At 60.5% G+C, this 26469-nt stretch carries 21 protein-coding genes and 2 pseudogenes; 21 read left to right on the plus strand and 2 right to left on the minus strand.

The window, feature by feature from the left end; translation table 11 throughout:
- The 17 genes and pseudogenes from ACN0X9_RS11220 to ACN0X9_RS11300 form a co-directional block, all read left to right on the plus strand.
- Positions 1 to 298, plus strand: a pseudogene (locus tag ACN0X9_RS11220) (efflux RND transporter periplasmic adaptor subunit); the annotation flags it as partial.
- The gene (locus ACN0X9_RS11225; RefSeq protein ID WP_323760650.1) at positions 282 to 3419 is read left to right on the plus strand and encodes a CusA/CzcA family heavy metal efflux RND transporter; all 3138 of its coding nucleotides are present in this window, start codon (positions 282 to 284) and stop codon (positions 3417 to 3419) included. The pseudogene ACN0X9_RS11220 and the gene ACN0X9_RS11225, both read left to right, overlap by 17 nt.
- Positions 3420 to 3773: 354 nt before the next feature.
- Entirely contained in the window at positions 3774 to 4127 is a 354-nt protein-coding gene (locus tag ACN0X9_RS11230; RefSeq protein WP_323760649.1) for a hypothetical protein, read from the plus strand.
- 57 nt (positions 4128 to 4184) lie between these two features.
- Positions 4185 to 4550 (plus strand): annotated as a pseudogene (locus tag ACN0X9_RS11235) (DUF3703 domain-containing protein); the annotation flags it as partial.
- A 190-nt stretch (positions 4551 to 4740) separates the two neighbouring features.
- Complete coding sequence (locus ACN0X9_RS11240; protein ID WP_323760648.1) at positions 4741 to 6072, plus strand: APC family permease; 1332 nt, start codon at positions 4741 to 4743, stop codon at positions 6070 to 6072.
- A 540-nt stretch (positions 6073 to 6612) separates the two neighbouring features.
- Positions 6613 to 7863, plus strand: a complete 1251-nt coding sequence (locus tag ACN0X9_RS11245) for a TolC family protein (protein ID WP_323760647.1) — start codon at positions 6613 to 6615, stop codon at positions 7861 to 7863.
- Entirely contained in the window at positions 7860 to 9578 is a 1719-nt protein-coding gene (locus tag ACN0X9_RS11250; RefSeq protein ID WP_323760646.1) for an efflux RND transporter periplasmic adaptor subunit, read from the plus strand. Before ACN0X9_RS11245 ends, ACN0X9_RS11250 begins: the two co-directional genes overlap by 4 nt.
- Positions 9575 to 12733: a CusA/CzcA family heavy metal efflux RND transporter gene (locus ACN0X9_RS11255; protein WP_323760645.1), complete on the plus strand. Its 3159-nt coding sequence runs from the start codon at positions 9575 to 9577 to the stop codon at positions 12731 to 12733. The genes ACN0X9_RS11250 and ACN0X9_RS11255 overlap by 4 nt, the downstream gene beginning before the upstream one ends.
- Positions 12730 to 13116 carry a Cu(I)-responsive transcriptional regulator gene (gene cueR, locus ACN0X9_RS11260; RefSeq protein ID WP_075189177.1) on the plus strand — a complete coding sequence of 129 codons (387 nt, stop codon included), beginning with the start codon at positions 12730 to 12732 and terminating at the stop codon, positions 13114 to 13116. Before ACN0X9_RS11255 ends, cueR begins: the two co-directional genes overlap by 4 nt.
- Positions 13117 to 13230: 114 nt before the next feature.
- Positions 13231 to 15549 carry a heavy metal translocating P-type ATPase gene (locus tag ACN0X9_RS11265; protein WP_323760644.1) on the plus strand — a complete coding sequence of 773 codons (2319 nt, stop codon included), beginning with the start codon at positions 13231 to 13233 and terminating at the stop codon, positions 15547 to 15549.
- 207 nt (positions 15550 to 15756) lie between these two features.
- Positions 15757 to 16359 carry a DUF2231 domain-containing protein gene (locus ACN0X9_RS11270; RefSeq protein WP_143742905.1) on the plus strand — a complete coding sequence of 201 codons (603 nt, stop codon included), beginning with the start codon at positions 15757 to 15759 and terminating at the stop codon, positions 16357 to 16359.
- Positions 16360 to 16388: 29 nt separating this feature from the next.
- Positions 16389 to 16835 (plus strand): nuclear transport factor 2 family protein, encoded by a 447-nt coding sequence (locus ACN0X9_RS11275; RefSeq protein ID WP_083634986.1) that lies wholly within the window; start codon positions 16389 to 16391, stop codon positions 16833 to 16835.
- Between the two features lie 12 nt (positions 16836 to 16847).
- Complete coding sequence (locus ACN0X9_RS11280; protein WP_075189173.1) at positions 16848 to 17153, plus strand: hypothetical protein; 306 nt, start codon at positions 16848 to 16850, stop codon at positions 17151 to 17153.
- Entirely contained in the window at positions 17150 to 17584 is a 435-nt protein-coding gene (locus ACN0X9_RS11285; protein ID WP_075189172.1) for a periplasmic heavy metal sensor, read from the plus strand. Before ACN0X9_RS11280 ends, ACN0X9_RS11285 begins: the two co-directional genes overlap by 4 nt.
- 61 nt (positions 17585 to 17645) lie before the next feature.
- Positions 17646 to 18140, plus strand: a complete 495-nt coding sequence (locus tag ACN0X9_RS11290) for an RNA polymerase sigma factor (protein ID WP_158025551.1) — start codon at positions 17646 to 17648, stop codon at positions 18138 to 18140.
- Between the two features lie 57 nt (positions 18141 to 18197).
- Positions 18198 to 18920, plus strand: coding sequence for a PepSY domain-containing protein (locus tag ACN0X9_RS11295; RefSeq protein WP_075189171.1), 723 nt, complete (start codon positions 18198 to 18200; stop codon positions 18918 to 18920).
- Positions 18921 to 18998: 78 nt separating this feature from the next.
- Positions 18999 to 20075, plus strand: a complete 1077-nt coding sequence (locus tag ACN0X9_RS11300; RefSeq protein ID WP_323760643.1) for an acyltransferase — start codon at positions 18999 to 19001, stop codon at positions 20073 to 20075.
- An 11-nt stretch (positions 20076 to 20086) separates the two neighbouring features.
- Here the strand turns inward: ACN0X9_RS11300 and ACN0X9_RS11305 are convergent, their stop codons facing one another.
- Entirely contained in the window at positions 20087 to 20413 is a 327-nt protein-coding gene (locus tag ACN0X9_RS11305) for a copper-binding protein (RefSeq protein WP_121211487.1), read from the minus strand.
- 401 nt (positions 20414 to 20814) lie between these two features.
- On the opposite strand from ACN0X9_RS11305, the gene ACN0X9_RS11310 reads away from it, so the two are divergent.
- The gene (locus tag ACN0X9_RS11310; RefSeq protein WP_143742904.1) at positions 20815 to 21609 is read left to right on the plus strand and encodes a hypothetical protein; all 795 of its coding nucleotides are present in this window, start codon (positions 20815 to 20817) and stop codon (positions 21607 to 21609) included.
- Between the two features lie 323 nt (positions 21610 to 21932).
- Here the strand turns inward: ACN0X9_RS11310 and ACN0X9_RS11315 are convergent, their stop codons facing one another.
- Entirely contained in the window at positions 21933 to 22187 is a 255-nt protein-coding gene (locus ACN0X9_RS11315) for a hypothetical protein (RefSeq protein WP_047158062.1), read from the minus strand.
- Positions 22188 to 22597: 410 nt separating this feature from the next.
- Between ACN0X9_RS11315 and ACN0X9_RS11320 the strand changes: the two genes are divergently transcribed.
- From ACN0X9_RS11320 to ACN0X9_RS11330, 3 genes are read left to right on the plus strand one after another with little or no spacing between them, the layout of a single operon-like run.
- Positions 22598 to 23353: a hypothetical protein gene (locus ACN0X9_RS11320; protein ID WP_297736170.1), complete on the plus strand. Its 756-nt coding sequence runs from the start codon at positions 22598 to 22600 to the stop codon at positions 23351 to 23353.
- Positions 23350 to 25554, plus strand: a complete 2205-nt coding sequence (locus ACN0X9_RS11325; RefSeq protein WP_121211493.1) for a Mu transposase C-terminal domain-containing protein — start codon at positions 23350 to 23352, stop codon at positions 25552 to 25554. Before ACN0X9_RS11320 ends, ACN0X9_RS11325 begins: the two co-directional genes overlap by 4 nt.
- Positions 25547 to 26449, plus strand: a complete 903-nt coding sequence (locus tag ACN0X9_RS11330) for an ATP-binding protein (RefSeq protein ID WP_121211494.1) — start codon at positions 25547 to 25549, stop codon at positions 26447 to 26449. The genes ACN0X9_RS11325 and ACN0X9_RS11330 overlap by 8 nt, the downstream gene beginning before the upstream one ends.
- Positions 26450 to 26469: the final 20 nt, after the last annotated feature.

Below are 26469 nucleotides of genomic sequence, written 5' to 3' on the forward strand. Positions count from 1 at the left end.
TGCCGGCGAGCGCTTGCGTCCGGGCATGTTCGTCACGGTTCACGCCGAGGCGCTCGCCGCCCGAGCCAGCACCCGTGTGCCGGCCAGTGCGCTGCAGACGATCGACGGCGCCGATGCGGTCTTCGTACGTACCGATCACGGTTTCGAAGTTCGTCCGGTCCGCATCGGACGGCGCTCTGACCGCTTTGCGGAAATCCTCGCAGGGGTCGAGCCGGGCGAACGTATCGCAACCGCCGGCGCCTTCGCTCTGAAATCGGAACTGCAAAAAGGGGAGTTCGAAGATGGACACGCCCACTGACAACACCTCCCCGGAATACCAAGGGGCGGCCACGCGGCTCCTGCATCGCCTCGCCGGCGGACGCCTCCTGGCGGTGCTCGGCTTCATCGCGGTCATCGTAGCGGGCGGCGTCACCTTCCGGACCATGCCGGTTGACGCTTTCCCCGACGTCACGCCCGCCCTGGTGCAGGTCTTCACCGAAACCGAAGGCCTCGCCCCCGAAGAGGTGGAGCGCTACGTCACCTTCCCGGTCGAGACGGCCATGAACGGGCTGCCGCGGCTGACGGAGGTCCGCTCCACCTCGAATTTTGGCCTGTCGGTGGTGAATATCTATTTCGAGGACGGGACCGATATTTACTGGGCCCGCCAGCTTGTCGGCGAACGTCTCCGGCTGGCACGCGAGGACATACCGAACGGCTTCGGCGAGCCGGCCATGGGGCCGATCACCACCGGGCTCGGACAGATCCTCTTCTATTTCCTCGACAGCACCGATGGCGCCCTGAACGGTGTCGAACTGCGCACCATCCAAGACTGGCTGGTGAAGTTCGACCTGCAAACCGTACGCGGCGTGACGGAGGTTCTCTCGCTGGGCGGGTTCGAACGGCAATACCAGATCGAGGTGCGGCCGGACGCGCTCCTGCGCTACGACCTCACCGTTGCGGACGTGGTGGCGGCCGTCGGGGCCAATAATGCCAATGCCGGGGCGCAGTTCCTGGTCGAGAATTCCGAACAATATACGGTACGGGCGGTCGGCCTGGCCGAAGGCGAGCACGATTTGGGCGATATCGTCGTCAAGGTCGTCGATGGCGTGCCGGTGCGCGTTCGGGATATCGCCGGGATCGGGATCGGCGGCGCACCCCGCCAAGGCCTGGCTACGATGAACGGCCAGGGCGAGATTGTCGCCGGGCTGGTGCTCAAGCTGATCGGGGCCAATACCAATGAAGTGATCGGCCGCGTTCACGACCGGCTGGACCGCATCAACGAAACCCTGCCCGAAGGTGTCGAGGCCGTGCCCTATTACGACCAGTCCGAACTGGTCGGTGCCGCCGTCTCGACCATGACGACGGCACTCTGGCAGGGGGCCCTGCTGGTTGCCGTCATCCTGTTCGCCTTCCTGCGCGGCTGGCGGCCGAGCCTGATTGTGGTGGCGTCCATCCCCTTCTCGGTCGGCTTTGCCCTGATCGCGATGCGTCTCTTCAACGTTTCGGCGAATCTGATGTCGCTGGGCGGGATCGCGATCGCTATCGGCATGATGGTCGACGGGGCGGTGGTCATGGTGGAGAACGCTAATCGCCGCCTGCGTGAGGCCGAAGCTGAGGCAAACCGGCGCAATGTGGTGGCACAAGCCTGCGCCGAGGTGCTGCAGCCGCTGGTTTTTGCCATCCTCATCGTCGTGGTCGTCTTCCTGCCGATTCTCACGCTCGATGGCGTCGAGGGGAAAACGTTCCGGCCGCTTGCATTTGCCGTTGTCTTTGCCATGGCGGGTTCGCTGGTCTTCGCCGTCCTTCTGGCGCCGGCCGCGGCCTTTCTCGGTCTGCGGCCAAGGTCGGCCCGTGCGCAAGGCGGCGGACTCTATGCCCGCTGGTTTGGTCCGGCGGTCGGCTTCTTCGTGGCGCGGCGCTGGGCGGCCGTCCTGCTCGCCGGCGTCATGCTGGCGGCGGGCGCGCTGATCTTTCCGCGCCTCGGCTCGGAATTCACCCCGCGCATGAACGAGGGCGACCTGCTTATCCGCTTGACGATGGCCCCTTCTATCAGCCTGCCGGAGGCCCGCAATACGGTCACCCGGTTCGAGCAGACCCTGCTCGACGATTTTCCGGAGGTCGAGCGCGTGGTGACACGGGTCGGCCGCGGCGAAGTCGGCGCTCATGCCGATCCGGTCAACAGCGGCGAAGCCTTCGTTGCCTTGAGGCCGAGATCGGAATGGACGACGGCGCGCACGCAGGCGGACCTCCTGGCTCGCATGAGCGAGCGCTTCGAGGACTTCCCCGGAGCACGGTTCAACATCACCCAGCCGATCGCGGCCGCGACGGACGAACTGCTCACCGGCACCAAGGCGGACCTCGCGATCAAACTGTTCGGCGAGGACATGGCGGTGCTGGAACGGGAAGCGGCGGAGATCGCCCGCGTGATCCGCGGCATCGACGGGTCGGCGGACGTCCAGACCGACCAGGTGACCGGAGCGCCGCAATTGCGCATCACGGTCGATCGCGACGCGATGAGCCGCTTCGGGCTCAACGTCGAGGACGTTCTGTCGGTCGTGCGCAGTGCAGTCGGTGGTGAAACCGCCGGGCAGGTCTTCGAGGGCATTCGGCGGTTCGATATCGTCGTGCGCTATCCCGAGGCCGATCGCGCCAATGCGGAGCGCATCGGCCGTATCGTCCTGAACGGGCCGGGCGGCGAACTGATCCCGCTGAGCCAGGTGGCGAACGTGGAACGGATCGAGGGGCCGCGCCAGGTGACCCGCGAGAACGGGCGGCGCTTCATCACCATCCAGACCAATGTCCGCGGCCGCGACATCGGCTCCTTCGTGACCGAAGGGCAGCAAGCCGTTGCCGCTGGAGTTGACCTGCCATCCGGCTACTACGTCGAATGGGGCGGTCAGTTCGAACTGCAGCAGCAGGCCAATGCCCGCTTCGCCGTGGTCATCCCGGTCACGCTGGGCATCGTGATGCTACTGCTCCTGTTCAGCTTCGGCCGCCTGAAAAGCGCCCTGCTGATCGTGGCCAACATCCCGCTCGCCCTGGTCGGCGGCATCGCAGCGCTCTGGCTGACCGGCCAGAACCTGTCTGTGCCGGCCTCGGTCGGCTTCATTGCCCTGTTCGGCATCGCCCTGGGCAATGGCATGGTGCTGGTCTCCTTCCTCGACCGCTTTGCGCGGACGCGGCGGGATGTCGACGCCTTCAGCGTCGAGGCCGCCGTGATGCGGGCCCAACCGGTGCTGATGACTGCCACGACGACCGGGCTCGGCCTGATGCCGCTCCTGTTTGCCAGCGGGATCGGTTCGGAGGTGCAGCGTCCCCTGGCGGCGGTGGTCATCGGCGGACTGGTGACGTCGACCGTCCTGACGCTGCTGGTCCTGCCGGCCGTCTACAAATGGTTTGCGCCGCGGCCGGTGCTGCCGGAACAGGAGGAGCAGACCTAGCTTGGACTCGCGTTCGGGCCCTCGGATCGCCGCCCCGGTCCGGGGGCTCACTACCAGTTCCAATCCCACCCCGCGCCGACGCCGGTGTTGGCCCTGTAGTCGCTAGAGGAATTAGGTTGTTCCAGATTTCGCCAAGGAGTAGCCCGATGCCACCGAACCATGACGAGCTTGGAGCCGAAATGCAGTCCGGCGAGAGTCGGGCGTTTGCTGCCAATCGGGAAAAGGCCTGCTGACCGTGGCCCGAAGCCTGGGCAGCCTCTAGCCAGCTGTCCGCGTCCTGGTCGCCGATGCGTTTCACAGTTTTACCGAGAAGCTGCGCGGGGCGTCACAATCTGTCGGTCAAGGAGGACGACGATGTTCAACGAAACTCTGCGCGAGAGTGACGACGGCCAAGGCGGCACCTGCGAGAGACGGCGCTCGCAGGTCAATCTGCAATGTGTGCACGTATTGTTGCCCCGGCGGCTCAATTCTGCGAGCCGCCGCCGCAGCGTGCTGGTTGATGCCACTATATTCGACGGTAGCGATGAGTCCAAAGAGGTTACGAGCAACGTTGAGATTAAGCTTGAACGATGCATCTACCTCCCTCACCGTGCCCTCGTGGAACCTGTTGGTGAATGGAATGAGTTCAATTGTTCCGCTGTTGCTTCACAGGTGCCGAAATTCTCTGTCTCGGCATCATGCTCCCTGTTCGATTTGGCCGAAGTGTGATCATGAGCCGTAGTCTGACATCGGCCTGGGCCGAAGAAATGAACCGCGCGCGCTGCTTATGCTCTCCTTGAGGACGAGCTGGCGTTCTGCCATTTTGAGCGGGTCCACATTCTCGGCCAACGCTATTTTCTCAAACACTTGTCCGCGCACTGGTGGATGCTGAAGCTCGGTATCCGCCGGTCCAACCGGCAGGAAAATCGCGGACAGGTTGTGCGGCTCGTGGCCGTGATACCGGGCTACGTCTTCGGATGGGTCCCCAAGGGCAACACCGGAGGGGCAGGCGTTCTCGCTATCAAGCCAATGGCGATCCCGAAAGACCTCGAGGCGTTGCTGCAGAACTACTCGGTAGCCCGTGGTGTCATCGGTAGGGGCCCTGTACTCGCCCTCCTCGCGGCTTCGGCTTTTATCGTCCTGAATCGTTGACGTGGACTGAACCGGAGAGCGCGGGATGGACAAGGCGACGGAAAACCAAACGATCACTTCCCGCAGCCCTGAGCTTTATCTGCCAGTACGCGCCGATATTTCCAGCCACATGGTGTTGGTTCATTGCCATCAGCTTGACCCACAGATGAGATCGTGCCCGCTTGGTTGAAGCTGTTGCCGCGAGGGTGTTATGACTGAGCACAAACACACGCATTACAACGCTGGCTCCATCTCGCTTCCCGGTGCTGTTGCGATGGGAACGGGCGTGATGATCGGCGCCGGCATTTTTGCGCTGACTGGTCAGGTGGCAGAGCTGGCTGGCCGCCTTTTCCCGCTGGCGTTCATCATCGGCGCTGTGATCACGGGATTCAGTGCCTATAGCTATATCAAAATGTCCAATGCGTGGCCGTCCTCTGGCGGCGTCGCCATGATCTTGGAGAAGTGCTACGGGTCGGGAGCGATTGCAGCCGGCGCGGCTCTCCTTATGGCGTTGAGCATGGTGATCGCGGAAAGCTTGGTGGCGCGGACTTTTGCGACTTACGTCCTGCGAGGTTTCGATGTGTCGGGAGGTCCGCTGGTGCCCGTCCTGGCGGTCAGCGTCATCGGATTTGCCTTTCTGATCAACATTTCGGGCAATCGGTCCATCGGACTGTTCTCGATGTTCATGGCCCTGCTCAAGATCGGCGGGATTGCCGCGTTTGGGATCGCGGCGCTCTGGTCCAGTGGAATCGGGTTTGCCGCTAGCGCAGCTGGTGATGAGGGCGCGAGCGGACTGCTCGGGTTCGTCGCGTCAGTAGCGCTAGCCATTCTCGCCTTCAAGGGGTTCACCACCATCACGAATAGCGGCGCGGAAATCACCGATCCGCATCGTAATGTCGGACGCGCCATCATGGCGTCGATCCTGGTGTGTGTCCTGCTCTACCTACTCGTGGCATTCGGTGTCGGGTCCAGCTTGCCACTGGATAGGATTGTGGCCGCACGGGATTTCGCGCTGGCAGAAGCCGCCGAGCCGGCGCTCGGGCGTTTCGGGTTTTATCTTACGGTATTGCTCGCGGCGGTGGCGACTGCTTCGGCCGTGCTCGCCAGTGTATTTGCCGTCTCTCGCATGCTGGCCATGTTGACCGATATGAAAATGATTCCACACAGGCATTTCGGAATGCCTGGGCCGATCCAGCGCCACACCTTGGTATACACGGTCGTTATCGCGTCCGTGCTGGCGGTGTTCTTTGATCTGGGCCGGATCGCGTCACTCGGCGCCTTCTTCTATCTGGTCATGGACATGGCCGTTCATTTCGGTGTGTGGAAATTCCGCCGTGGGGAAATTGGCGCGTCCGGTGTCATTCTACTGACCGCTCTGGGGCTGGATGCTGTGGTTCTGATGGCGTTTACCGGTCTCAAACTGCAGCAGGACCCGTTGATTGTTCTGATCGCTGTGATTTCGATCGCTGCCGTTTTCGCGTTCGAACGCATCTATCTGTCTCATTGGGTCCGGGCGGCAGCTGCCGAGCAGAGCGGAACGTGAGCCTCCCGGATCATAAAGGGGGCACGCCTGTGACATTCCGTGTGAGGGAAATACCAATACTCATCGTATAGGGTGTCATGATCGGCGCGCGAAGGAGGCACACGATTTTGGTTTGGCGACGGTTCAGCCTGATCCTGGTTTTGCTGGGCGCACTCGCGCTGGGCGGGACAGGCTATGCCTCCGACGTCGGCCCGGATGCCGCGGCCCCAAGCGACATGACCCAAATGTTGGACCATGATTGCTGCCCGCAAGGCAGCGGCATTGAAGATGTCGGCGCCGCAGAGCGTGGCCAGCCCTGTAATGGCATGGATGCGTGCTCCGGTAATCCGTGCGGCCTTGCTTGTTCCTTTTCGACCCTGATCCCAGATAGTGCGACGACGCGCCCGGCACCGGGCCATATCGAACGAACTACCCGCAGGGTCGTGCTCCGGCCGGTTTCCACCATTCTGGACCATCTGGATCGTCCTCCGCGCGCGTGACGAAGCCGAGCCTTGTTAATGGGCTCATTTCACCTTCGTTCTGCCCGCATCGGAGACATTCATGTCCATGCCCGCCATTGCCGCATTTGCGGCTGCGCTTCAGCTTTCAACTGCGATTGCGCAACCTGCTTCTGAACCCTCTCCGCTCAGCTTGGCGGAGGCCGTGTTGATCGCCGGCCAAACCGAAGACCCGGCCATTGGGAGTTTGAGATCGCGTGCCGTAGCGCTCGAGCGTGCCGGCGAGGCGGCCATGGCTCTGCCGGATCCGACGTTGCGGGTTGGCTTCGCCAACCTCCCCCTCAGCAATCTAGACCCCAACAGTGAAGCGATGACCCAGATGCAGGTCGGCGTGCGGCAGGTCATACCCAGCAACGCGAGCCGTCACCTGCAGCGAGAGCGGCAGCGGGCGCAGGCCCAGGGCGTTCTGGCCCTTGGCGGGTTGGAACAGCGATTGATCACACGATCAGTCCGTCTGGCCTGGCTGGAAACCTATTACTGGGAACAGGCAGGTGAATTGACGCGGGCCCGGCGCGAAGAGATCCGACAGCTCAGCGAGGTGGCTACGGCCCTGTTTGCCAGCGGGCGAGGCAATTCCCATGACGTCATCCGCGTGGACCTGGAAACCGCATTGCTGGATGCCAGGCAAATTGAGATCGATCGGCAAATTGGAACAGCCCGGGCGCAGTTGGCGCGTTATGTCGGCGCTGCCGCAGCAGGACGAGACATGCTGCCGCGATTACCTGTCCTGCCGGCATTGCCCGGGGGCGACGAGGCTTTGGATGCCTTGGCCAGACATCCGTCCGTGATGTCCCGAAACGCCCGGATCGAGGCAAGCGAGCGCGAGATCGATCTGGCACTGGAGGCCTACAATCCGGTCTGGAGTGTGGATGCCGGATATGGCGTGCGAGGCAGCCGGTCGGACGTCGCCAGCATCGGTGTGAGCGTGCAAATGCCCATTTTCAGTCAGCGGCGGCAGGATGAAAGCGTGGCTGGAGCCCGTCAGATGCGTTCCGCCGAAGAGCTGGGCCGTCGAGCGTTGCTGCTCGATCTGCGCCGACAACTGGATGAAGACTGGATACGCTTCCAGCGCCTCAACGAAACGGCCATGATTTATGAAACGGGTGTGCTGGAGCGCGCGCGTGAAACAACGGCAGCCGTCCTTGCAGCCTACGAAAACGAGCAGGCAGACTTTGCCGAACTCGTGCGCTCCGAGCTCGCCTTGCTGGATATCGAGCTGACCTTGATCCGGACCCGCGTTGATGCGTTGCAGGCGCATAGCCGGATCCTGTTCCTGACGGGAGACGTCCAATGACCCCGCGTACAATCCTTCTGGGTACCGGCACTTTGTTGGCCGGGATCGCTCTTGGCGCGCTCGGCATGAGCCTTGTGGGCGGAAGCGATACTGCCGCATCACCCGACGAGCGGGAAATTCTCTACTGGGTCGCTCCGATGGACCCGAATTTTCGCCAGGACGAGCCGGGCAGGTCGCCCATGGGTATGGACTTGATCCCGGTTTATGCCGGTAGTGAACCTACGGACGACTCCACCATTACCATCTCCTCGGCCGTCGAAAACAACATCGGAGTCCGGACGGCAGATGTGACACGGGGTCGGTTTGCGGAAGACCTGGCCACGGTTGGCTATGTGCGGCCCATTGATGACCTGGCCTCTGTGGTTGATGTGCGGGCGCAAGGCTGGATCGAGGACCTGCGCATCGCCGCTGTAGGCGATGTGGTGGAAGCGGGCGACCTGCTTTTCCGCATGTACTCGCCGGAAATTGTCACGGCTCAAAGTGAATTCCTGCAAGCCGTCAATGTGTCCCGTCCGGGCCTTGTGGCGGCGGCGGGCTCGCGTCTGCGAGCCCTTGGAGTCAATCAGGCCCAGATTGACTCAATCGCGCAACGCGGCACGCCACAAAGATTGGTTGACGTTTACGCGCCACGAACAGGCGTTGTGCTGGAGATGAATGTTCGCGAAGGCGCGCATGCTCATCCGAGCATGGTGGTGATGACGATTGCGGACCTGCGAGAGGTCTGGGTTGTCGCGGATTTGTTTGAAGATGAGGCTGCGGCGATCGAGCCAGGGCAAAGCGTCCACGTGCAGTCGCGCGCCCAGCCGGGCCGGACGTGGCACGGTCAGGTGGAGTATCTCTACCCGACTGTGGACCCGCGAAGTCGTTCCATTCCGGTGCGCATGCGCTTTGCAAACAGCGATGGTGCCTTGCGCCCCGAAGCCTATGTGAATGTTCGCATCGAGGCGTCGCCGCGCGACAATGTGCTGTCAGTTCCGTTCGAGGCGGTCATCCGTACCGGTCAATCGGAGCGGGTGGTTCTGGCACTGGGTGACGGGCGGTACCGGCTGGCGCAAGTGCGCACGGGGGCTGAGGTTGGTGGGCGCGTCGAAATCCTCTCTGGCCTGTCAGAAGATGAGCGCGTGGTCGTGTCCAGCCAGTTCCTGATCGATTCCGAAGCCAGTCTTCAGGGTGTCGCCTTGCGCATGGCGGGGGCTGACGCGCCCGCCGCACCCCCGGAGACTGTCCAAGGCACAGGGGTTGTCGACGGGGTGATGGCGTCGCACGGCATGATCGACCTGACACATGATCCGATCCCGGAACTCGGATGGCCGGTGATGAGCATGTCGTTCTTCGCGTTGGATGCCGTTTCGCTCGACGCCTTGTCGGAGGGTGATGAGGTGAGCTTCACCCTGCGTCAGAACGATGAAGGGCAGTGGCGTCTCGCCTCGATCGCTAGATCGGACGCGGCGCAGCCGGATCCCGTGGTCGAAGGGCAAGGCCGTGTCGTTACCCTTATGTTCGATATCAACATGATCGAGATCGATCATGAGCGCATCGAGGCGATCGATATGCCGGCCATGAGCATGGTCTACGAGTTGGGCGACGGTGTTACGCTTGATGGGGTCTCTGAAGGCGACCATGTCAGCTTTTCGATTGATGAAACGCGGCCAGGCCAATGGCAGCTTTCTGGCATCACGGTCGTGCGGCCGAGCGATGCTGGAGGCGAGGAATGATCGGCTCTATTATCCGCTGGTCGATAGGCAATCGGCTGATCGTCCTCATTCTGGCAACCTTGTTGGCAGGGAGTGGTGTGTATTCGCTCGTCCGCATGCCAATGGACGCCATTCCCGACTTGTCGGATGTTCAGGTCATCATCAAGACAACCTACCCCGGGCAGGCTCCGCAGGTTGTTGAGGATCAAGTCACCTATCCACTGACAACGGCCATGCTGGCGGTCCCGGGCGCCGTGACAGTTCGCGGCTATTCCTTTTTCAACGACAGCTATGTCTATGTCATTTTCGAGGATGGGACCGATCTCTACTGGGCTCGTTCTCGGGTTCTGGAATACCTGTCCCAGGTGGCTCCAACCCTGCCAGACGCGGCCCGTCCGGCTTTGGGACCAGATGCCACCGGCGTTGGCTGGATCTATCAATATGCCCTGGTCGACCGGACCGGGCAGCACGATCTGGCCGACCTCCGCTCACTGCAGGACTGGTTCCTCAAATACGAACTCCAGACAATCGAGGGTGTGTCCGAGGTGGCGACGATCGGCGGCATGGTGCGGCAGTACCAGGTTGTCGCCGATCCCGACCGGCTGCGCGCCCTGGGTATTCCGCTATCTGCGGTCCGAACCGCGATTGAGCGGGGCAACCAGGAAAGTGGCGGCCGGGTCATCGAGATGGCGGAAGCCGAGTACATGGTCCGGGCATCCGGCTATATCGAGGGTGTCGAGGACCTGGAAGCGATCCCGATTGCGGTGACTGAAACCGGCACACCTATCCTGATGGCGGACATTGCCGACATCACAATTGGACCGGAATTGCGGCGCGGCATCGGCGAGCTCAATGGCGAGGGCGAGGCGGTCGGCGGCGTTGTCGTCATGCGATATGGCGAGAATGCCCGCGCGACCATCCAGCGCGTCGAAGAGCGTCTGAGTGAACTCGGCGCGTCGCTGCCCGAGGGCGTGGAGATCGTCACCACCTACAACCGGGCGGGCCTGATTGAACGGGCAGTGTCCTCCCTGCGGGAAAAGTTGATCGAAGAATTCCTTGTCGTGGGGCTGATTTGTGCGCTTTTCCTTTTCCATTTCCGCTCGTCACTCGTGATCTTCCTGAGCTTGCCGCTGGGTATTCTCACCGCGATTATCGTGATGAATGCCCAAGGCATTAATGCCAATATCATGTCGTTGGGCGGCATAGCGATCGCCATCGGCGCCATGGTGGATGCCGCGATCGTCATGATCGAGAACATGCATAAGCATGCTGAGCGTGAACCGATCACGCGCGAAAACCGGTGGGAGATCGTCACCAAGGCCTCTGTCGAAGTGGGGCCGGCGCTCTTCTTTTCGCTCCTGATTGTGACCTTCAGCTTCGTTCCGATCTTCGCACTGGAAGCCCAGGAGGGGCGGCTCTTTCATCCGCTCGCCTTTACCAAGACCTACGCCATGGCGGCGGCTGCCGGCCTGGCCATTACCCTGGTGCCGGTTCTGATGGGTTATCTTGTGCGGGGCCGGATCACGCCGGAGCACAAGAATCCGGTCAATCGCCTTTTGATCGCGGGCTATCGGCCTTTCATCGGTCTTGCGATCCGCCGTCCTGTTGCCGTGCTGCTCGCGGCCGGCCTGGTGCTCGCCAGTGCCGCCGTGCCGTTGTCCCGCATGGGAAGCGAGTTCATGCCGGATCTCGATGAAGGTGACATCCTCTACATGCCGAGTGCTTTCCCCGGCGTGTCGGCGGGCAAAGTCACCGAATTGCTGCAGCAGACCAACCGCCTGATCATGACCGTGCCGGAGGTCCTGACAGTGCACGGAAAGGCGGGGCGAGCCGAGACCGCCACAGACCCGGCTCCGTTGACCATGATTGAGACCACCATCCAGCTGCGACCGCGCGAAGAGTGGAGGCCGGGCATCACAATTGACGACATTCGAGCCGAACTGGATGCCGCTGTGGATGTGCCCAGCCTCACCAATGCCTGGATCATGCCGATCCGCGGTCGAATCGACATGCTGGCGACAGGAATCAAGACGCCTGTCGGTATCAAGATTGCCGGCCCGGACCTGGATGTGATTGCCGAGATTGGCGAGGAGGTGGAAGCCATTATCCGGACACTGGACGGAACCGCATCGGTTTATGCCGAACGGGTTACCGGAGGCCGGTTCGTTGATATCGACGTCAATCGGCTGGAAGCCGCCCGGTTCGGGCTGAATGTCGCCGACGTCCATGATGTCGTTCGGACTGCGATCGGTGGCATGACTGTTGGCGAGAGTGTCGAGGGCCGGGAGCGTTATCCCATCAATCTTCGCTACCCGCGTGACTATCGTAATTCTGTGGACTCGATCCGGGATCTGCCGGTGGTCACGCCGACCGGTGCCGAGATTCCGCTGGGGCGGGTTGCTGATATCTCGATCGCCGATGGCCCTGGTGTGATCCGCAGCGAAAATGCCCGTACCAATGGCTGGGTTTATGTCGATATCAATGGGGTCGATATCGGGAGCTATGTTGAGGAAGCCCAGCAGGCTTTGGCCGAGTATATGGAATTGCCGCCGGGATATTCGATCAGTTGGTCCGGTCAGTTCGAATACATGGAGCGGGCACAGGCAAAGCTGGCGGTGGTCGTTCCGGTGACCCTGGTCATCATCTTGCTGCTGCTCTTCCTGAATTTCCGGAGGCTGACCCCGGTCCTGATGATCATGGGGACGCTGCCGCTGGCTTTGGTCGGCGGGGTCTGGCTGCTCGACATGCTCGGGTATAATCTCTCCGTCGCTGTCGGTGTGGGTTTCATTGCCCTGGCAGGCGTTGCTGTCGAGATCGGGGTGTTGATGATCGTCTATCTGGAGCAAGCGCTCACCCGCCATCAGTCTCTTGCAGATGAAGACGGCCGGCCGCTGAACAGATCGGATATTGACGAGGCGGTGATCGAGGGGGCCCTGTTGCGGGTGCGCCCGATCATGATGACTGTCATTGCTACGATTGCCGGCCTATTGCCGATCATGTTCGGTGATGGAACCGGGTCTGAAGTGATGCGACGGATCGCGGCACCCATGGTCGGCGGTATGACCAGCGCCACCATCCTGACCCTTCTGGTTATTCCAGCGGCGTTCCTGATCTGGAAACGTGTGGGGCTGGCCGGGCCGACACAATCCGCCGCAGTGGCAGGAGGCGTGCAGTGAATGTGAAAGACGTCTCCCGTGCGACCGGCCTGCCCTCGAAAACCTTGCGGTATTACGAGGAGGTGGGCCTGGTCGCGCCGGCGCGGGCGGACAATGGATACCGCGTCTACTCAGAAACAGATGTTCACAAGCTCGCTTTTGTCGGTCGGGCGCGAAGTCTGGGCTTTTCGCTCGACGACTGTCGCGCTCTGCTGTCGCTGTACGAAGACCGATCGAGGGCGAGTGCCGATGTGAAGGCTTTGGCGATGGATCATGTTGCACAGGTTGATCGGAAATTGGCCGAGATGACGATGATCAAGTCAGAGCTGCAACGTCTCGTTCTGGCGTGTCATGGCGATGACCGGCCAGACTGCCCGATCATGAACGGGCTGGCCGGCGATTAATCAGAAACGTGCCGCTTGACCTTCCAGCCACTGGAAGCCTCACAACCGGGAAATCCAAAGGAGGACTGCCCGATGAGTTGTCAGCATTGCACATCAGATAAGGCCGACGAACATATGCATCACCAGCCCGTCGCGACCGATCCGGTCTGCGGCATGGAGGTGCGGCTGGGTGCCGGCAAGCCCAGCTACGAGCATGCGGGAGACGCATACCATTTCTGCTCGCAGCGCTGTCATGATCGTTTCGCTGAGGATCCCGAGCATTTTTTAAGCGGAGCCCATCGTGACGCGTATGAAGGCATGCCGGCAGGTACGACATACACCTGTCCAATGGATCCCGAGATCATTCGCGACGAGCCGGGTGATTGCCCGATCTGCGGCATGGCGCTCGAGCCGATGGGGGTGCCAACCGGTCAAGAGGGACCCAATCCTGAGTTAATCGACTTCACACGTCGCTTCTGGTTCGGTGCCGCCCTGACCCTTCCGGTCCTGGTTCTGGCGATGGGGCCGATGCTTGGTCTCGGCTTCCTGCGCGAAGCCTTGGGTGAGACCCGCGCGGCTTGGGCTGAGCTGGTTCTGGCAACACCTGTCGTCCTGTGGTCGGGTTGGCCTTTTTTCGAGCGTGGCGTGAAGTCAGTCATTAACCGTCATCTCAACATGTTCACCCTGATCGCGATGGGAACCGGTGCGGCCTATCTTTTCAGTGTGGTGGCGGTGTTGGCGCCTGGACTATTTCCGGACGCCTTCCGCCACGCGAACGGTCATGTGGGCGTCTATTTTGAAGCGGCGGCGGTGATTATCGTTCTGGTGCTGCTCGGGCAGTTGATGGAGTTGCGGGCCCGGGAACAGACCGGTTCGGCGATCCGGGCCCTTCTGGATCTGGCGCCCAAGACGGCATTGCGGGTCAATGTGGATGGGGACGACGAGGAAGTGCCTCTCGAGCATATCCGTGAGGGCGACCACTTGCGTGTCCGTCCGGGCGAAAAAATTCCGGCCGATGGTGTTGTGGTCGACGGCCGGTCCTCGGTCGATGAATCGATGATTTCCGGTGAGCCCGTCCCGGTCGAGAAGGTCAAGGGCGAGGCGGTCACCGGGGCGACGGTCAACGGCAATGGGAGTCTTGTGATTGCGGCTCGCCGGGTCGGCAAAGACACGGTGTTGAGCCAGATCGTGGAAATGGTTGCCAATGCCCAGCGCAGCCGAGCGCCCATCCAAAAGTTCGCTGACTTGGCGTCGGGTCGTTTTGTGCCGGCCGTGATCGTCGTCGCGGCGATCGCGTTCATTTCCTGGTCGGTCTGGGGGCCTGAACCGGCTTCGGCCTATGGTCTTATCGCGGCCGTTTCCGTCTTGATCATTGCCTGTCCCTGCGCCCTGGGCTTGGCCACGCCGATGTCCGTGATGACCGCAACGGGGCGAGGCGCCCAGGCCGGAGTTCTGATCAAGAATGCTGAGGCATTGGAACGATTCGCCAAGGTCGATACCCTGATTGTCGACAAGACCGGTACGCTGACCATGGGGCGCCCCGAACTCGCGGCCGTGATCGCGTTCGCGGGTTATCTGGAGGATGACGTCCTGCAAATGGCCGCAAGCCTCGAGCGCGGGTCCGAGCATCCACTCGCGGAGGCCATAGTACAAGGCGCCAAGAGTCGCGGGACGACGATGGAAGTTGCCGACCAGTTCGAGGCCATCACGGGCAAGGGCGTGACAGGCCGGGTCTCCGGAAAGGCTATTGCTCTTGGCAATGCTGCGCTCATGGATGCCGCGGGCATTTCGGTCAGCGAGACCGCAACCGCCGACGCCAATGCTCGCCGGGACGAAGGTGAGACCGTGATGTTTGTTGCGATTGAAGGCCAACTGGCCGGCATGGTCTGCGTGGTTGATCCGATCAAACCGAGCGCGGCCCAGGCGCTTGAAGATCTTCAAAAGCTGGGATTCCGGCTGGTGATGGCAACCGGCGACAATGAGCGCACGGCCAGATCGGTTGCGGCCAGGCTCGGGCTGAACGATGTGCGGGCTGATGTACTGCCGCGCGACAAGGCCCGGATCGTGGAAGAGCTCCAGGCGGACGGGTGCAGGGTCGCCATGGCCGGCGATGGCGTCAATGACGCGCCCGCTCTTGCGCAGGCCGATGTTGGCATTGCCATGGGGACTGGCGCTGATGTGGCGATTGAGAGCGCCGGCCTGACCCTTGTGAAAGGCGATCTGACCGGCATTGTCAGGGCCCGCAAGCTTGCCCTCGCGACTATGCGCAATATCCGCGAGAACCTGTTTTTTGCCCTGGTCTACAATGCTGCTGGCGTCCCGGTGGCGGCTGGCATTCTCTACCCGGTCTTCGGCATCATGTTGTCACCGATGATAGCGGCTGCGGCGATGAGCCTGTCTTCCGTCTCGGTCATCACGAACTCCCTGCGCTTGAGGTCGGTCCGCTTGGGCTGAGGGAAAACTCGTGGACGTGCGTATCTCCATCAAACCAAGGTGGAGATACGCGTGTCCGGATTTCGAATAGGCATGATGGCGGTGTGTGCCATCGTTGCAGCGGTCAGCTTTTCCGCAGGGGGGTGGAGCCATCCGCCTGCGGAACACGATCCGCCCGCTGCCGGACAAGTTGAGCCAGCGACCACGTCACGAGATGCTGAGCCAAGCGTGCGACCCGCGTCCGAACCGGCTGCGATGCAGATGGATGGGTCTGGTCATGTGCATGATGGCGAAGAAGCTCTTCATATCGATGAGCTTGATCACGCTGACGTGTTGTCCACGACGGCGGCCGGGCACGCCCATTGGGGTGAACGGGGCGCTTCGACGCCTTTCGAGCGGGCCATGTCGCGACTCGGTGCTTTCCACTCGGTTGCCGTACATTTCCCGATTGGCCTGATCCTCGCCGCTGCCCTCGCACAGGCACTCACATTGGCTGGGCGTTTGCCCGCTGGAGCGGAAACGGTCCGCTTTCTCGTTTGGACAGGCGCGGCGGCAGGAGCGCTCGCTGCCCTGCTGGGTTGGGCTCATTCGGGGCCAATGGCAGCCGGCGAGACGGGGGTGATGTTAGCGCACCGGGTCATCGGCACCGGCCTTTTGGTCGGCTTGGCCGGGCTTGCACTGCTGGGGGAATGGGCGCGCAAGACTAGCAGTCAGACGCCGGCGCTTCTCTTCTCGCTGACGCTGTTCGCACTTGCCGCAGCCCTCATGCTCAACGGCTTTCTTGGCGGGGCGCTCGCCCATGGCGGCTTGCGCCACCTGTTCGGTGGCTGACACGAATTCGAGACCCGCAAAGGAGATTGATGATGCATCGTACTTTGGCTTTGACGATGGTTTTGGCTACGAGCCTTTCGACAGCCGCCCTCGCGAACGAGGTGGACGAGATCGAACAGGTTCTGGAAAACTATTCCGGTGCCCTGTCGGACGAGGATGTCGTGGCGGCCGAACGCTGGGTGATGGCGGACGGAGAAGACTTCACCATTTTCGAGGGAAGTGGCAGTGATATCGGCTGGGCCGTATATCGCGACCACCATCTCGTGCCCGAATTTGCCGCCGAGCACGTGACATTCCATGTGTACGACTGGTCAGGGTATTCTGTCCAAGTTGATCAGGAAATGGCATTTGCGACCTTCGACATCCGGATGGAGTATGAAGTCCGGGGCGAGGCCCGTGAACGGGATGCCCACGGCACCGCTATTCTGGTCCGCACCGGAGATGGGTGGAAGCTTGCCCATCTACACACATCCTGACGGAGGGCTTTGATGTCCGATGAACACATGAATGATGTCCTGGAGCGGATCGCTGCCGATCATACAAGTCTGGACCTCGAGCGCTTCCAGAAGAATGTTTGGGACGGTCTTGAAGCGCCGGCTCGTCGTGTGCCGGACATTTCGGGGCTGTCAACTGGCCTGGCGATCCGTGCCGCACCTGCCGTTCTGGCGCTACTGGTTGGTAGCGTCGTCGGGGTTGACCTGGCTCCGTCTGGCGAACCCGACTTGCTCGCTGTATTTGGCGCCCGTGCCGAATTGCCTTTGACAACCCTAATGGGCGAGGGGACTGAGCTGTGATCTGGCGCGCAGGCGTTACAGCGGCAATCTTGGGGCTTCTGGGCGGTCTGGCAGGCGTGTGGCTGGGCGCGCAGCTTGGCAATCGTCCCGATACCGTGACGGTCAGCCTTCACGCCGTGATTCACGACCAGCTCCATTTGACCCGCGATCAGGAAGCGGAAATCGAGGCCTTGGAAGCGGATTTTGCTCGCGAAAAATCTGCCTTCGACCAACGGCTGGCGGAAGCCCGGCACGCGATCGGCACGTCCTTGATGGAAAGTCGGGAAATGTCACCGGAAGTCGTCGAAGCTGCAGAGGCCCTTCATGATGTGATGGGCGAATTGCAGCTGTCCACGCTCAATCACATCCTCGCCATGCGCGCCGTGATGGACGTCGAGCAGCGCGAAATATTCGATGCGCGCCTGGCGGCGGCCCTTGATGCCGAACGCTGACGCCCCCGGTCTGACGCCCAGCGACGAACAATTGGCTGGCCGGGCGCGGGCGGGAGATCGAATGGCCTTCAATCGCCTGATGCAACGCCACGCGCCCCGGCTGGTGAATTTCCTCGAACGGCAGCTCGGCAGCCGGTCCGATGCAGACGATGTTGCGCAGAACACTTTTATCGCCATCCACCGAAACCTTCACCGCTTCGACGAGACCCGCGCCTTCGTAACCTGGATGTTTGTGATCGCCCGGAACAAGGCGAAGGACCATCATCGCCGCCGCGCGGTGCGCAACTGGATAGGCCTGGAAGAACCATCGGTGCCCGCGCCAGTCGATCCGACCACACCTGAACGGATCGTTGCTGACCGGGATGAGCTGGCGCGCGTGAATGCTGCCATCCGAGCCATGCCCGAGGGCTTGCGGACCCCGCTCCTGCTTTCGGTAATCGACGGGATGAGCCACGCTGAAATCGGATCGGTCATGGGCTTGTCTGAAAAGGCTGCGGAAGTGCGTGTCTACCGTGCGCGCAAGCGGCTGCGGGACAGTTTTCCGCCTGAGGGATAACCTGATGGGCTGCGTACGGGACGTTCGGATTGCTCGCAGACCGCCCCGGAGGCCCCCATGACCGTGCTGCTTCGCTGGACCCTTCGCATTCACAAATGGCTCGCCCTGGTGGTCGGGATTCAGATCGTACTGTGGATTGCCGGCGGCGTCGTGATGAGCGCCTTGCCGCTGGACCGGGTTCGCGGGGAACACAACATCGCGGACCTCCCGGCACCGGCGCTCGATGTGTCAGGGGTCCTGCCAGTGCAGGCCGCACTCTCTGACCTCGCGATCGGAGGGGCGCTTGAAGCTATCGATCTGCGCGTATGGCAGGGCCGTGTCGTTTACCGTGTCACCGAACTGAGCGGGGCGAGCGTACTCGTGGACGCCGAGACAGGGGAACGCCTCACACCGATTTCCCGTGAAATGGCGATTGAGATAGCCAGCGCCGATCATGCTGATCGACCGGAAATCGCTGCCGTTCGATTCTTCGATGAACCGAGTTGGGAATACCGTCGCTCCGGGTCGGCCTGGCGGATCGATTTCGCGGATGGCGAGGGCACGCGCATCTATGTGTCTCCGGAGACAGGGATGGTGACTGCGCGCAGGAATGATACCTGGCGCGTCTTCGACTTCTTCTGGATGCTCCACATCATGGACTATGAGGAGCGGGAAAACTTCAACAATCCCCTGCTGATCACAGCGTCGGTGTTTGCATTGGTTACGGTGCTCGCCGGCTTGCTTTTGCTCGTCTTGCGCTTGCAGCGCTTGGTCCGAATGGAATTGGCAAAGCGCCGATAAGCAGATCGTCGGCTTGAGGGATGCGCGCGTCCTCCGCGTATTCTGGCAAGGGCCGATGGAGGGACTGACATCGCAGGATTGATCACGATCGGGACGGCTTTCGCGGGTCGCGACAATCGGCTCACGCCGATCCGTCTGGTGTTGGCGGCTGCCGTGCTTGCTGAACATGCTATTATCGTTACGCAGGGGCCCATGCTGCCGCCCCCATTGGTCATCAATGGCTGGTCGCTCAGTTATGCGGCGGTAAATGCTTTTTTCGTCCTGAGCGGTTTTCTGATCGCCGACAGTCTCGAGCGTCGATCCAATCCATTCCAGTTCGCCGCGGCGCGCATGCTTCGGATCTGGCCAGCGTTGCTCGCTCTTTCGCTTCTGGCCGTCCTGGCCATTGGTCCAGTTGTAACAGACCTGAGCGCCGCATCTTATTTCGGCTCATTGCAGACGTTGAGCTTTCCCGTCCAAGTACTTGGCTTTCTTGATACGAGCCAGGGCCCCGCAGGCATCTTCTCGGACAATCCTTGGGCGGGCGAGTTCTCGGCGACTCTCTGGACCTTGCGCTATGAGGTGCTGGCCTATGCTGGTGCTGCGCTGATTTTCTTCTCTCCGCTGCCTTGGGGGCGGGGCGCTAAACTTTTCCTTTTTGTCGGAGTGACCGCCGCTTATTTGGTCGTCCGGTCCTTCTGGCCCGATGCGCCGGCCATGATCGAGAGCGGCCTGCGTCTGGCGTCGGCGTTCACTCTGGGCATGCTGGTTCATGTTTGGCGTGAAAAGATTCCGGTTCTTCCTTGGCCGACCCTAATTGTATTGCCGGTCTGGATTGCGTTGGGCAGTCATCCCTTGGCAGAGGTATTTCTCAACCTCACACTGGCGTCCATATTGTTTGCGGTCGCCTTTGCAGGGCTGGGGCGCTGGCCGACCGGCGCCCGCCTGCCCGACTGGTCCTATGGTATTTATATCTGGCATTATCCGGTCATGCAGGTGGTGCTGTACTGGTATCCAGCGGCGGACCCGCTGGAGGTCGCCATTTATTCAATTCCCGTTACGCTTTTGATTTCCGCCGCGTCCTGGTCCTGGATCGAGAAGCCCAGCTTGGCGGGCAAGGCTGGATTGGGCCGCTGGTTGGAGCTGGCTTTCAAGGGGATGCGGCCATCCCCCTGAGGCCGGCATGGTCAGTGGTGTGATAATTCGGCGTCAGCGATCTGGAACCCGTCCGCAGTATTCACGACGGTAATCATCAGGTGTGCACCTGGCCGGAAGAGATCGAAATCCACGGTCTCAGCTACAGAGAAGCGCATCGTCATGGCCGACATGCCCAGCTCGGTAAGAGCTTCATGACTGACGACAGCAGTGCGCCCATCAGCGTCGGCTGTCCGCACCTCCGCCGCGACCGTCGAGCTGGCCTCGGTATGCCCGTGATGGTTTCCATCGTGGCTAGGCTGATCATGGTGGTCGACTGTCGTGAAGATCAGGGCAGACGCGGCAATAAGTGTGATCATGGGGTCTCATTTCTGGGTTGATGAAGGGACTTCAGCATTACGCGCAAACTGGCGTCACCCCTCACGCAAGCAAGCCGCCAGCACGTTGGCCAGCGCCGACTTTACCCCGAGCGTAAGCCCAGCAAAACAAGATATCACCGGCCTATGAGGAAGCGCGCCGCATCACATGGGCAATTTGGCAGCTGCGGGTTTAAGGTGCATTTTGAAATAGTCCGCATCTAGTTGGTTTGGAATTTGCGGGATGCTCGAGTTCTTCCCGTAGCGCCGGGGAAGATGCGCTGTTGGTTGAACGTGTGAAACGCAAGGTGTCCCGGGCAATGACATCCATGTCTACATGAATTGACCCGACAGTGGGGAGATCGCGTTGCCAAATCGGCGCCCGCGCTTCAGCCGGCGTCTTCTTGTCAGGCGACAACTATGGGGCGGCGGTTCGCTCAACTTTCCTGTTGTCACCGCGCCGTTGCCAATTGGAACTTATTGTTTTTCTTGCATTATTGGAATTCTGTGGTATGGTCATCACAACTCTTATTCAGAAAATATGGAGGTCGCCGTTGCGGCTCTTTTGTCTCCGCCTGCCGTCGGAAGAAACGGCTATTGCGTCGCTCAGTGAGTGGGTTGGCCACGCGGGCTCGCCCAGACGCATTCCGGAATGGGTCGGTGGAAAGCGGCAGGCCCTGGATCAGCATTTCCCGTGCTTCTTCGGGCAACCTGGCAGTATCTCCCGCCGCATGGTCCGCTGCGAGCGCTTTCCAGACGATGCCGAGAGTGTTCGCATCACTCAGTCCGAGCCGTACATGCAATCGACGGAGCGGGCAGTCCTAGCCATCGCGGCGATTGAGGGCGATTGTCGTAGTTTTAATTTTGACGGTCACCTGGATGTCACTAGTGCAGAGGGATCTATCTTATTTCTCGCTGGTGAGGTGTACCGCGCCAGGAGCTATGATGCTGATCCGGTGTTCTGGCCTTGTATCGTTCAGTCGCCGGCGGACATTGGTCGAGCGACGCCATGGTTTCCCTTGATCCTGCGCCCATTCGAGCTTTCCGAGTGGTTTCGTCCTACCTACGGTCACACTGACTTGATCCGTGATCTCCCAACTGGTTCGCTACGCGTGAAGCATACGAGCTATACTGCGGAGCGACCGAGGTCGGCTTTTGAAGTGAAGCCAGCTCGCGAGGCATGGGAATCCTTTGGATAGCCTAGCCTAAGCATAGCAGGGTTTCAGCTCTCTCGGGCCCCGGCTGAAGTGGGGCGGGCTTTACGTAGTCGGCCCCACCTAAGCCGACACCTGTTCAATCTGGGTAAAATTTGGCGGGCGCGATCTACCAGCTGTGCGCGAGGCTCGTGGCGCATCGAGCTGGTGGCCGCCCTAGAAGGCTTATTGATTTGCAGGGTTGAGCGTCTATCGAAGGTTTCTGAGCCATTTCGTTGGAGTTTTTAGAGCGCCAAGTGGTCTTCCCGTCAGGCGAGGTGCCTGCCCTCCAAAACGCACTAGTAGATGAGTCTCCCAATAGGATTAGATCAGGCGTCGAGAGCTTTGATCAGAAAGAGTGGATGATCAGCTTGATCAGCGACCCAGTCGCCGAGTGCGATCAAATTTAACTGTCGCATCGCGATCACTTCATCGAGCTCGTTTGCTCCCGGCACGTTCTTGTTGAGCTCTGGCGGGCCGTTGTCCGCCCAAGTAATTGAGATAACTTGCTGAGTGTCGCCGAGACCGCTCACGCCCCGTGCGATATGGTCGTGCTCGGAATATTGCGCGAAAAACTCGGCCACTGCTGAGCGTGTCCCCTCTACTTTCAGTGTCGAAGGCGAGTTGATAATAGCAGCGTATAATACGCTCGCCGCTGTTGCTTGGCCCAGCTGCTCACTTTCGCGCGGCGGAAAGCCAAGTGACGAAGCCCAAGCGCGGACCGCGAGAGCCGCGACGGACCTTGTCCTCATTTTTCCACGCGTGCCATCGCTCGGACCTAGGTGCCCTCGGTGTCGCCAGTTCCGTTGACCGTCCATTGCCAAGCTCGTCATTTCCGCAACTCGCTTAGGTCCGTGTAATGTCTCTTCAATTTCGAACTTCATTGCAGCTCTTGTCCTTGCCCAGCCGCGAGCATTAACCATAGACTAAAAAAATTTGTCAACTTCCTTAAATTGACATTGACAATTTTTACTCGTCATCGCAAATTATGGTCATGACCGATAAAGCCACATTCGCGCCGCGGGGAAGCCGCGCTTCAAAATTTCGCCAGCTCGGACTCTATCAAGGCGCGGAGCCCACGAGGACTTGGAAGCCCGGAAAGGTTTGGGTCGCACGCGACGGGATTTTCGCCAAAACTCCCAAATGCCTGAATTCATACGCGCCGTTTGAAAGCCACCTCGAAAGCTTAGGCCACCTCCTTCTTTCGGTAGATCCTCGCATTCAATACTATGTCTGCCAGCCGAATCCGCTCCTCTATTGGATGGAAAGCAATGATAGCGGGCGAGTTAGGCGTGAATACACACCTGATTTCATCGCTTTGAATAAAGACGAACGCCTTTTTGCTATTGACACGAAGGCAAGCTACTTCGCTGAAGCGGACCAATGGGTGTCGCGAGTAGCCGCTATTCGCCAAGCATATCGTTTTGATCACGGCGTTGAATTGCTCGTCTGGACGGAGCGCGACCTTTACGCAGAGCCCAGGCTGTCAAACGCGCGGACGATGTACCGCCACCGGCATGCACCGCAGGATCCGTCGAGTGAATACACGGTGCGACGTACGCTTGAAGCACACGGCGGCGTCTCAAGCATCGGCCAACTCTGCGAAGAAGCATCAATCGAAGCGCGTTGTCAGATGGCCGAGGCCTTTGGCTCGGTAATGCGCTTGGGCCTTGCCGGCGAGGTCGTACTCGCTTCAGGCGCAAAGTATGGGCGCAACACTGAAGTGCGGTTCAATGAGGCCGCTGAATGACCAGTTCTCACCTCAAATCAGTCGAGGTTCCACATGGCAATCTCTATCCCCGGCTGAGACTTGTTGTCGGCGATAGTGTTTGGATTAACGGTGAGGAGCACTTTGTCCAAAAGCGCCAACGCGACAAGTGGATACTTATTCACCTCGAGACACAAGAATTGCTGATCGAAACCGATCTTCGGTTGGTCGACCTCTATGGCTCTGGGAAACTTAAATACCGATCCCGATCATCTATGTGCCCACCCCTTTCTCCGATGGCACCGCACCTGGAAGACCCACACGCGCGAGCCGCCGCGGCGCTCAAACATGACTACGTGAAATATGTGATGCAGCATCCGACCGGATTTCGAACAAGCCGGAAGTGGCTCAAGGATCGGATCGCCGAGAAAGCCCTTGAACGCGGTGAGGAAACCTCGCCCTCGCCTACCTCGGTGCTCAACTGGAAGCGCTTGCACGACGCCCATTTCCAAGAAATCGGCCTCGCCGCTTACGCTCCGCGTCATGACCTGAAGGGAAAAAGGGGCTCAAGGCTCCCCGAAGCGAAAAAGGTCGCGCTTGATCGCGCTGTCGACCGGTACCTTCAGGGCGGTTCGATAAAAGATGCTCACCTCGAGGCACTGAGCTACATCTCTGACGTCAACCGCTCGGCGGAAGGCAAGAAATATAGCGAGTCCGCTCCGCTCAAACACCTCGACGAGAAAGGACTTCTGACGCCGCCGAGCCTGTCGACGCTTGAGCGCGAGATTCGCAGGAAGGTGTCGCCTTTCGTGAAACAGGCGGGACGTATCGGCACATACTATGCGCGTAAGAATTGCCAGAGCTACCAGACGCGTGGGTTGCCTGATCGCCCTTACGGCGAGGTTGAGGTCGATTTTACGCCTGTGGATCTCATTCTCGTCGACGACAACCGCGTCATTCTCGGACGTCCTTACCTTATCGCGTTTCTGGACCGCGCCACCCGCATGGTTGTCGGGTTTTCGATCTCGTTCGACGTCCCGGGCTACGCTTCCGTTCTAGACGGTCTGCGCAATGCAATCTTTCAGAAGCGCATTGACCATATCGATGGCCTCAATGACGAAGACTGGCCTTGTATGGGCCGGATTGAGAATCTCTACATCGACAACGGAAGAGAGTTTGCCAACGGTCACCTCTTGGCCGCTGCTGCGGACCTGGGCTTCAATCTCATTCGCCTTCCCCCGCGTGAACCCTGGCACAAGGGCCTTGTCGAACGCTTCATGCGCGAAGTGGCGCGCTTTAGCCACCGCTTCCCCGGCACGACCCACTCTAACGCGGTTCAGCACCGCGATTACGAGGAGCCGGAGGCGCCTGTTTTGACGCTGTCAGAGTTTCGTGATCTCGCGACCAAATGGATCGTCACGGACTACAATCGGCGGCCGAACCGGGGACTCGGCAGGGCGCCGGGGGTTCCAAGGGCACCGATCGACGCGTGGCGAGACAAGCTGGACCTTCTCGACAGCCCGAGCCTTCCCAGCGAGGAGCTCTTCATCGCGCTCGCTGGGCAGACCGCCGAGCGTACGGTCCAGAAGTACGGCGTTGAATGGGATCATATCAGGTACTGGTCGCCTGACCTGGATCGCATTCTCGCCCATCCCGATCACAGAGGTCAGTCGTCCAAGGCTTGTTCAGCCAAGTACCACGTCCGCCGCGATCCCTACGATGTCTCTAAGGTGTACCTCTACAACCATCACGCCAAAGAGGTCATCGAGCTTCCGGTCGTCGACAAGTGGCGGAAGTACACCAAGGGGCTCTCTGTTTTCCAGCACCGGCTTTGCCGCGAGCACGAGCTGATGCGGGAGGAACACCGCAGCGACCCGGAAGCGCTCTGGAAGGCTAGGGCGGCCCTGATAAATGCAGGGATGGGTGCCCTCCGGTCGGGCCGCCGCAAGCAACTCGAACGCAAGCTCACCCGCTATCTCTACGGCAACCGTGCCCATCCGGGCGTAAGCGAGCTCGTATTCGAGGATCAGTGTGGAGGCGAAGCAGATCTCATACCCCTGACCGCAGTCCACGAAGAGCCTGTGCTTGTGACCTCGGATCCGACCACCGGTTTGGAAACGCCTTCTACCGGCGAAACCCAAATTTCCAAGATCGAAATCAACTCGGCTGCCGGGAGCGACGACATGGACGAGATCCTCATGCTCGCCGCGCAAGTCAATTCAGGGAGTAGAAGTGATGCGTGACTTCAAGGAACGGCTGCCGGCGGATCGTCAGAGGCAGATGACAAACATCTTCGTTGACCATGCCAACCATCAGCAAGCAACGAAGGCCATTAGGCGATTCTTCAAACCCGTCGAAGGTGGAGTGCCGGGTCGGGGCAATATCTGTGCGCTGATCGGCGAAAGCCGGACCGGTAAGACTTACGGCGCATCTGAAGTTCTGGCGGAATACAAGCCGGAGATCGGAGCAGATGGGATTAAGCGCAGCGTTTTGCTGGTCGATTCTCCCATCGAGGGCGGAGCTCGCGCAGTGCTGGACAGCATCGCCAGCGGACTTGGCATGCAGGTCTCGCTGCGGATGACTAACTCCAACTTAATCCTGGCGATCCTGCGGGAACTCCAACGGTCGGAAGTTCAGTTTGTCATCTTTGATGAGGCTCAGGAGCTCTTCCCTGAGAAGAACAGGAAGGTGCTTAGTTTTTCGCGCAAACTGCTGCGCAAGATGCTCAACCTCAATCAGTTCAACATCCTTTGCATCGGACTGCCGGAGACTTATTCGATCATCGCAGAGGATTCTCAGCTCATCGGGCGCGGCGGCCTGCCTTACAAGCGGCTGCGTCCCTACGACTGGACGGACCCCGTAGACTGCCAGCATTTTCGGGTCCTTTGTCACAAGTTCGACGAGGAAATGCCGTTCGAGCTCTCTGATTTTGCCTCAATGGATTTTTCGAGCCGACTCTTCAAAGCGACAAAAGGATGTATCGGCATCCTCAAGGTCTACATGATCGCCGCGGGCGAAATCGCGCTCGAAGCCGGTTCGGATAGGCTGGAACTCTGCCATTTCGCGGAGGCATACGACGATCGCAAGCGCCCCAATGAGGTTTTCAATCCATTCCGCAACGACCCGTCGCTCTCATGACCGCGGCAATGGAAGGAAAT

Source organism: Maricaulis sp., from assembly GCF_048268525.1.
Lineage (GTDB): Bacteria > Pseudomonadota > Alphaproteobacteria > Caulobacterales > Maricaulaceae > Maricaulis.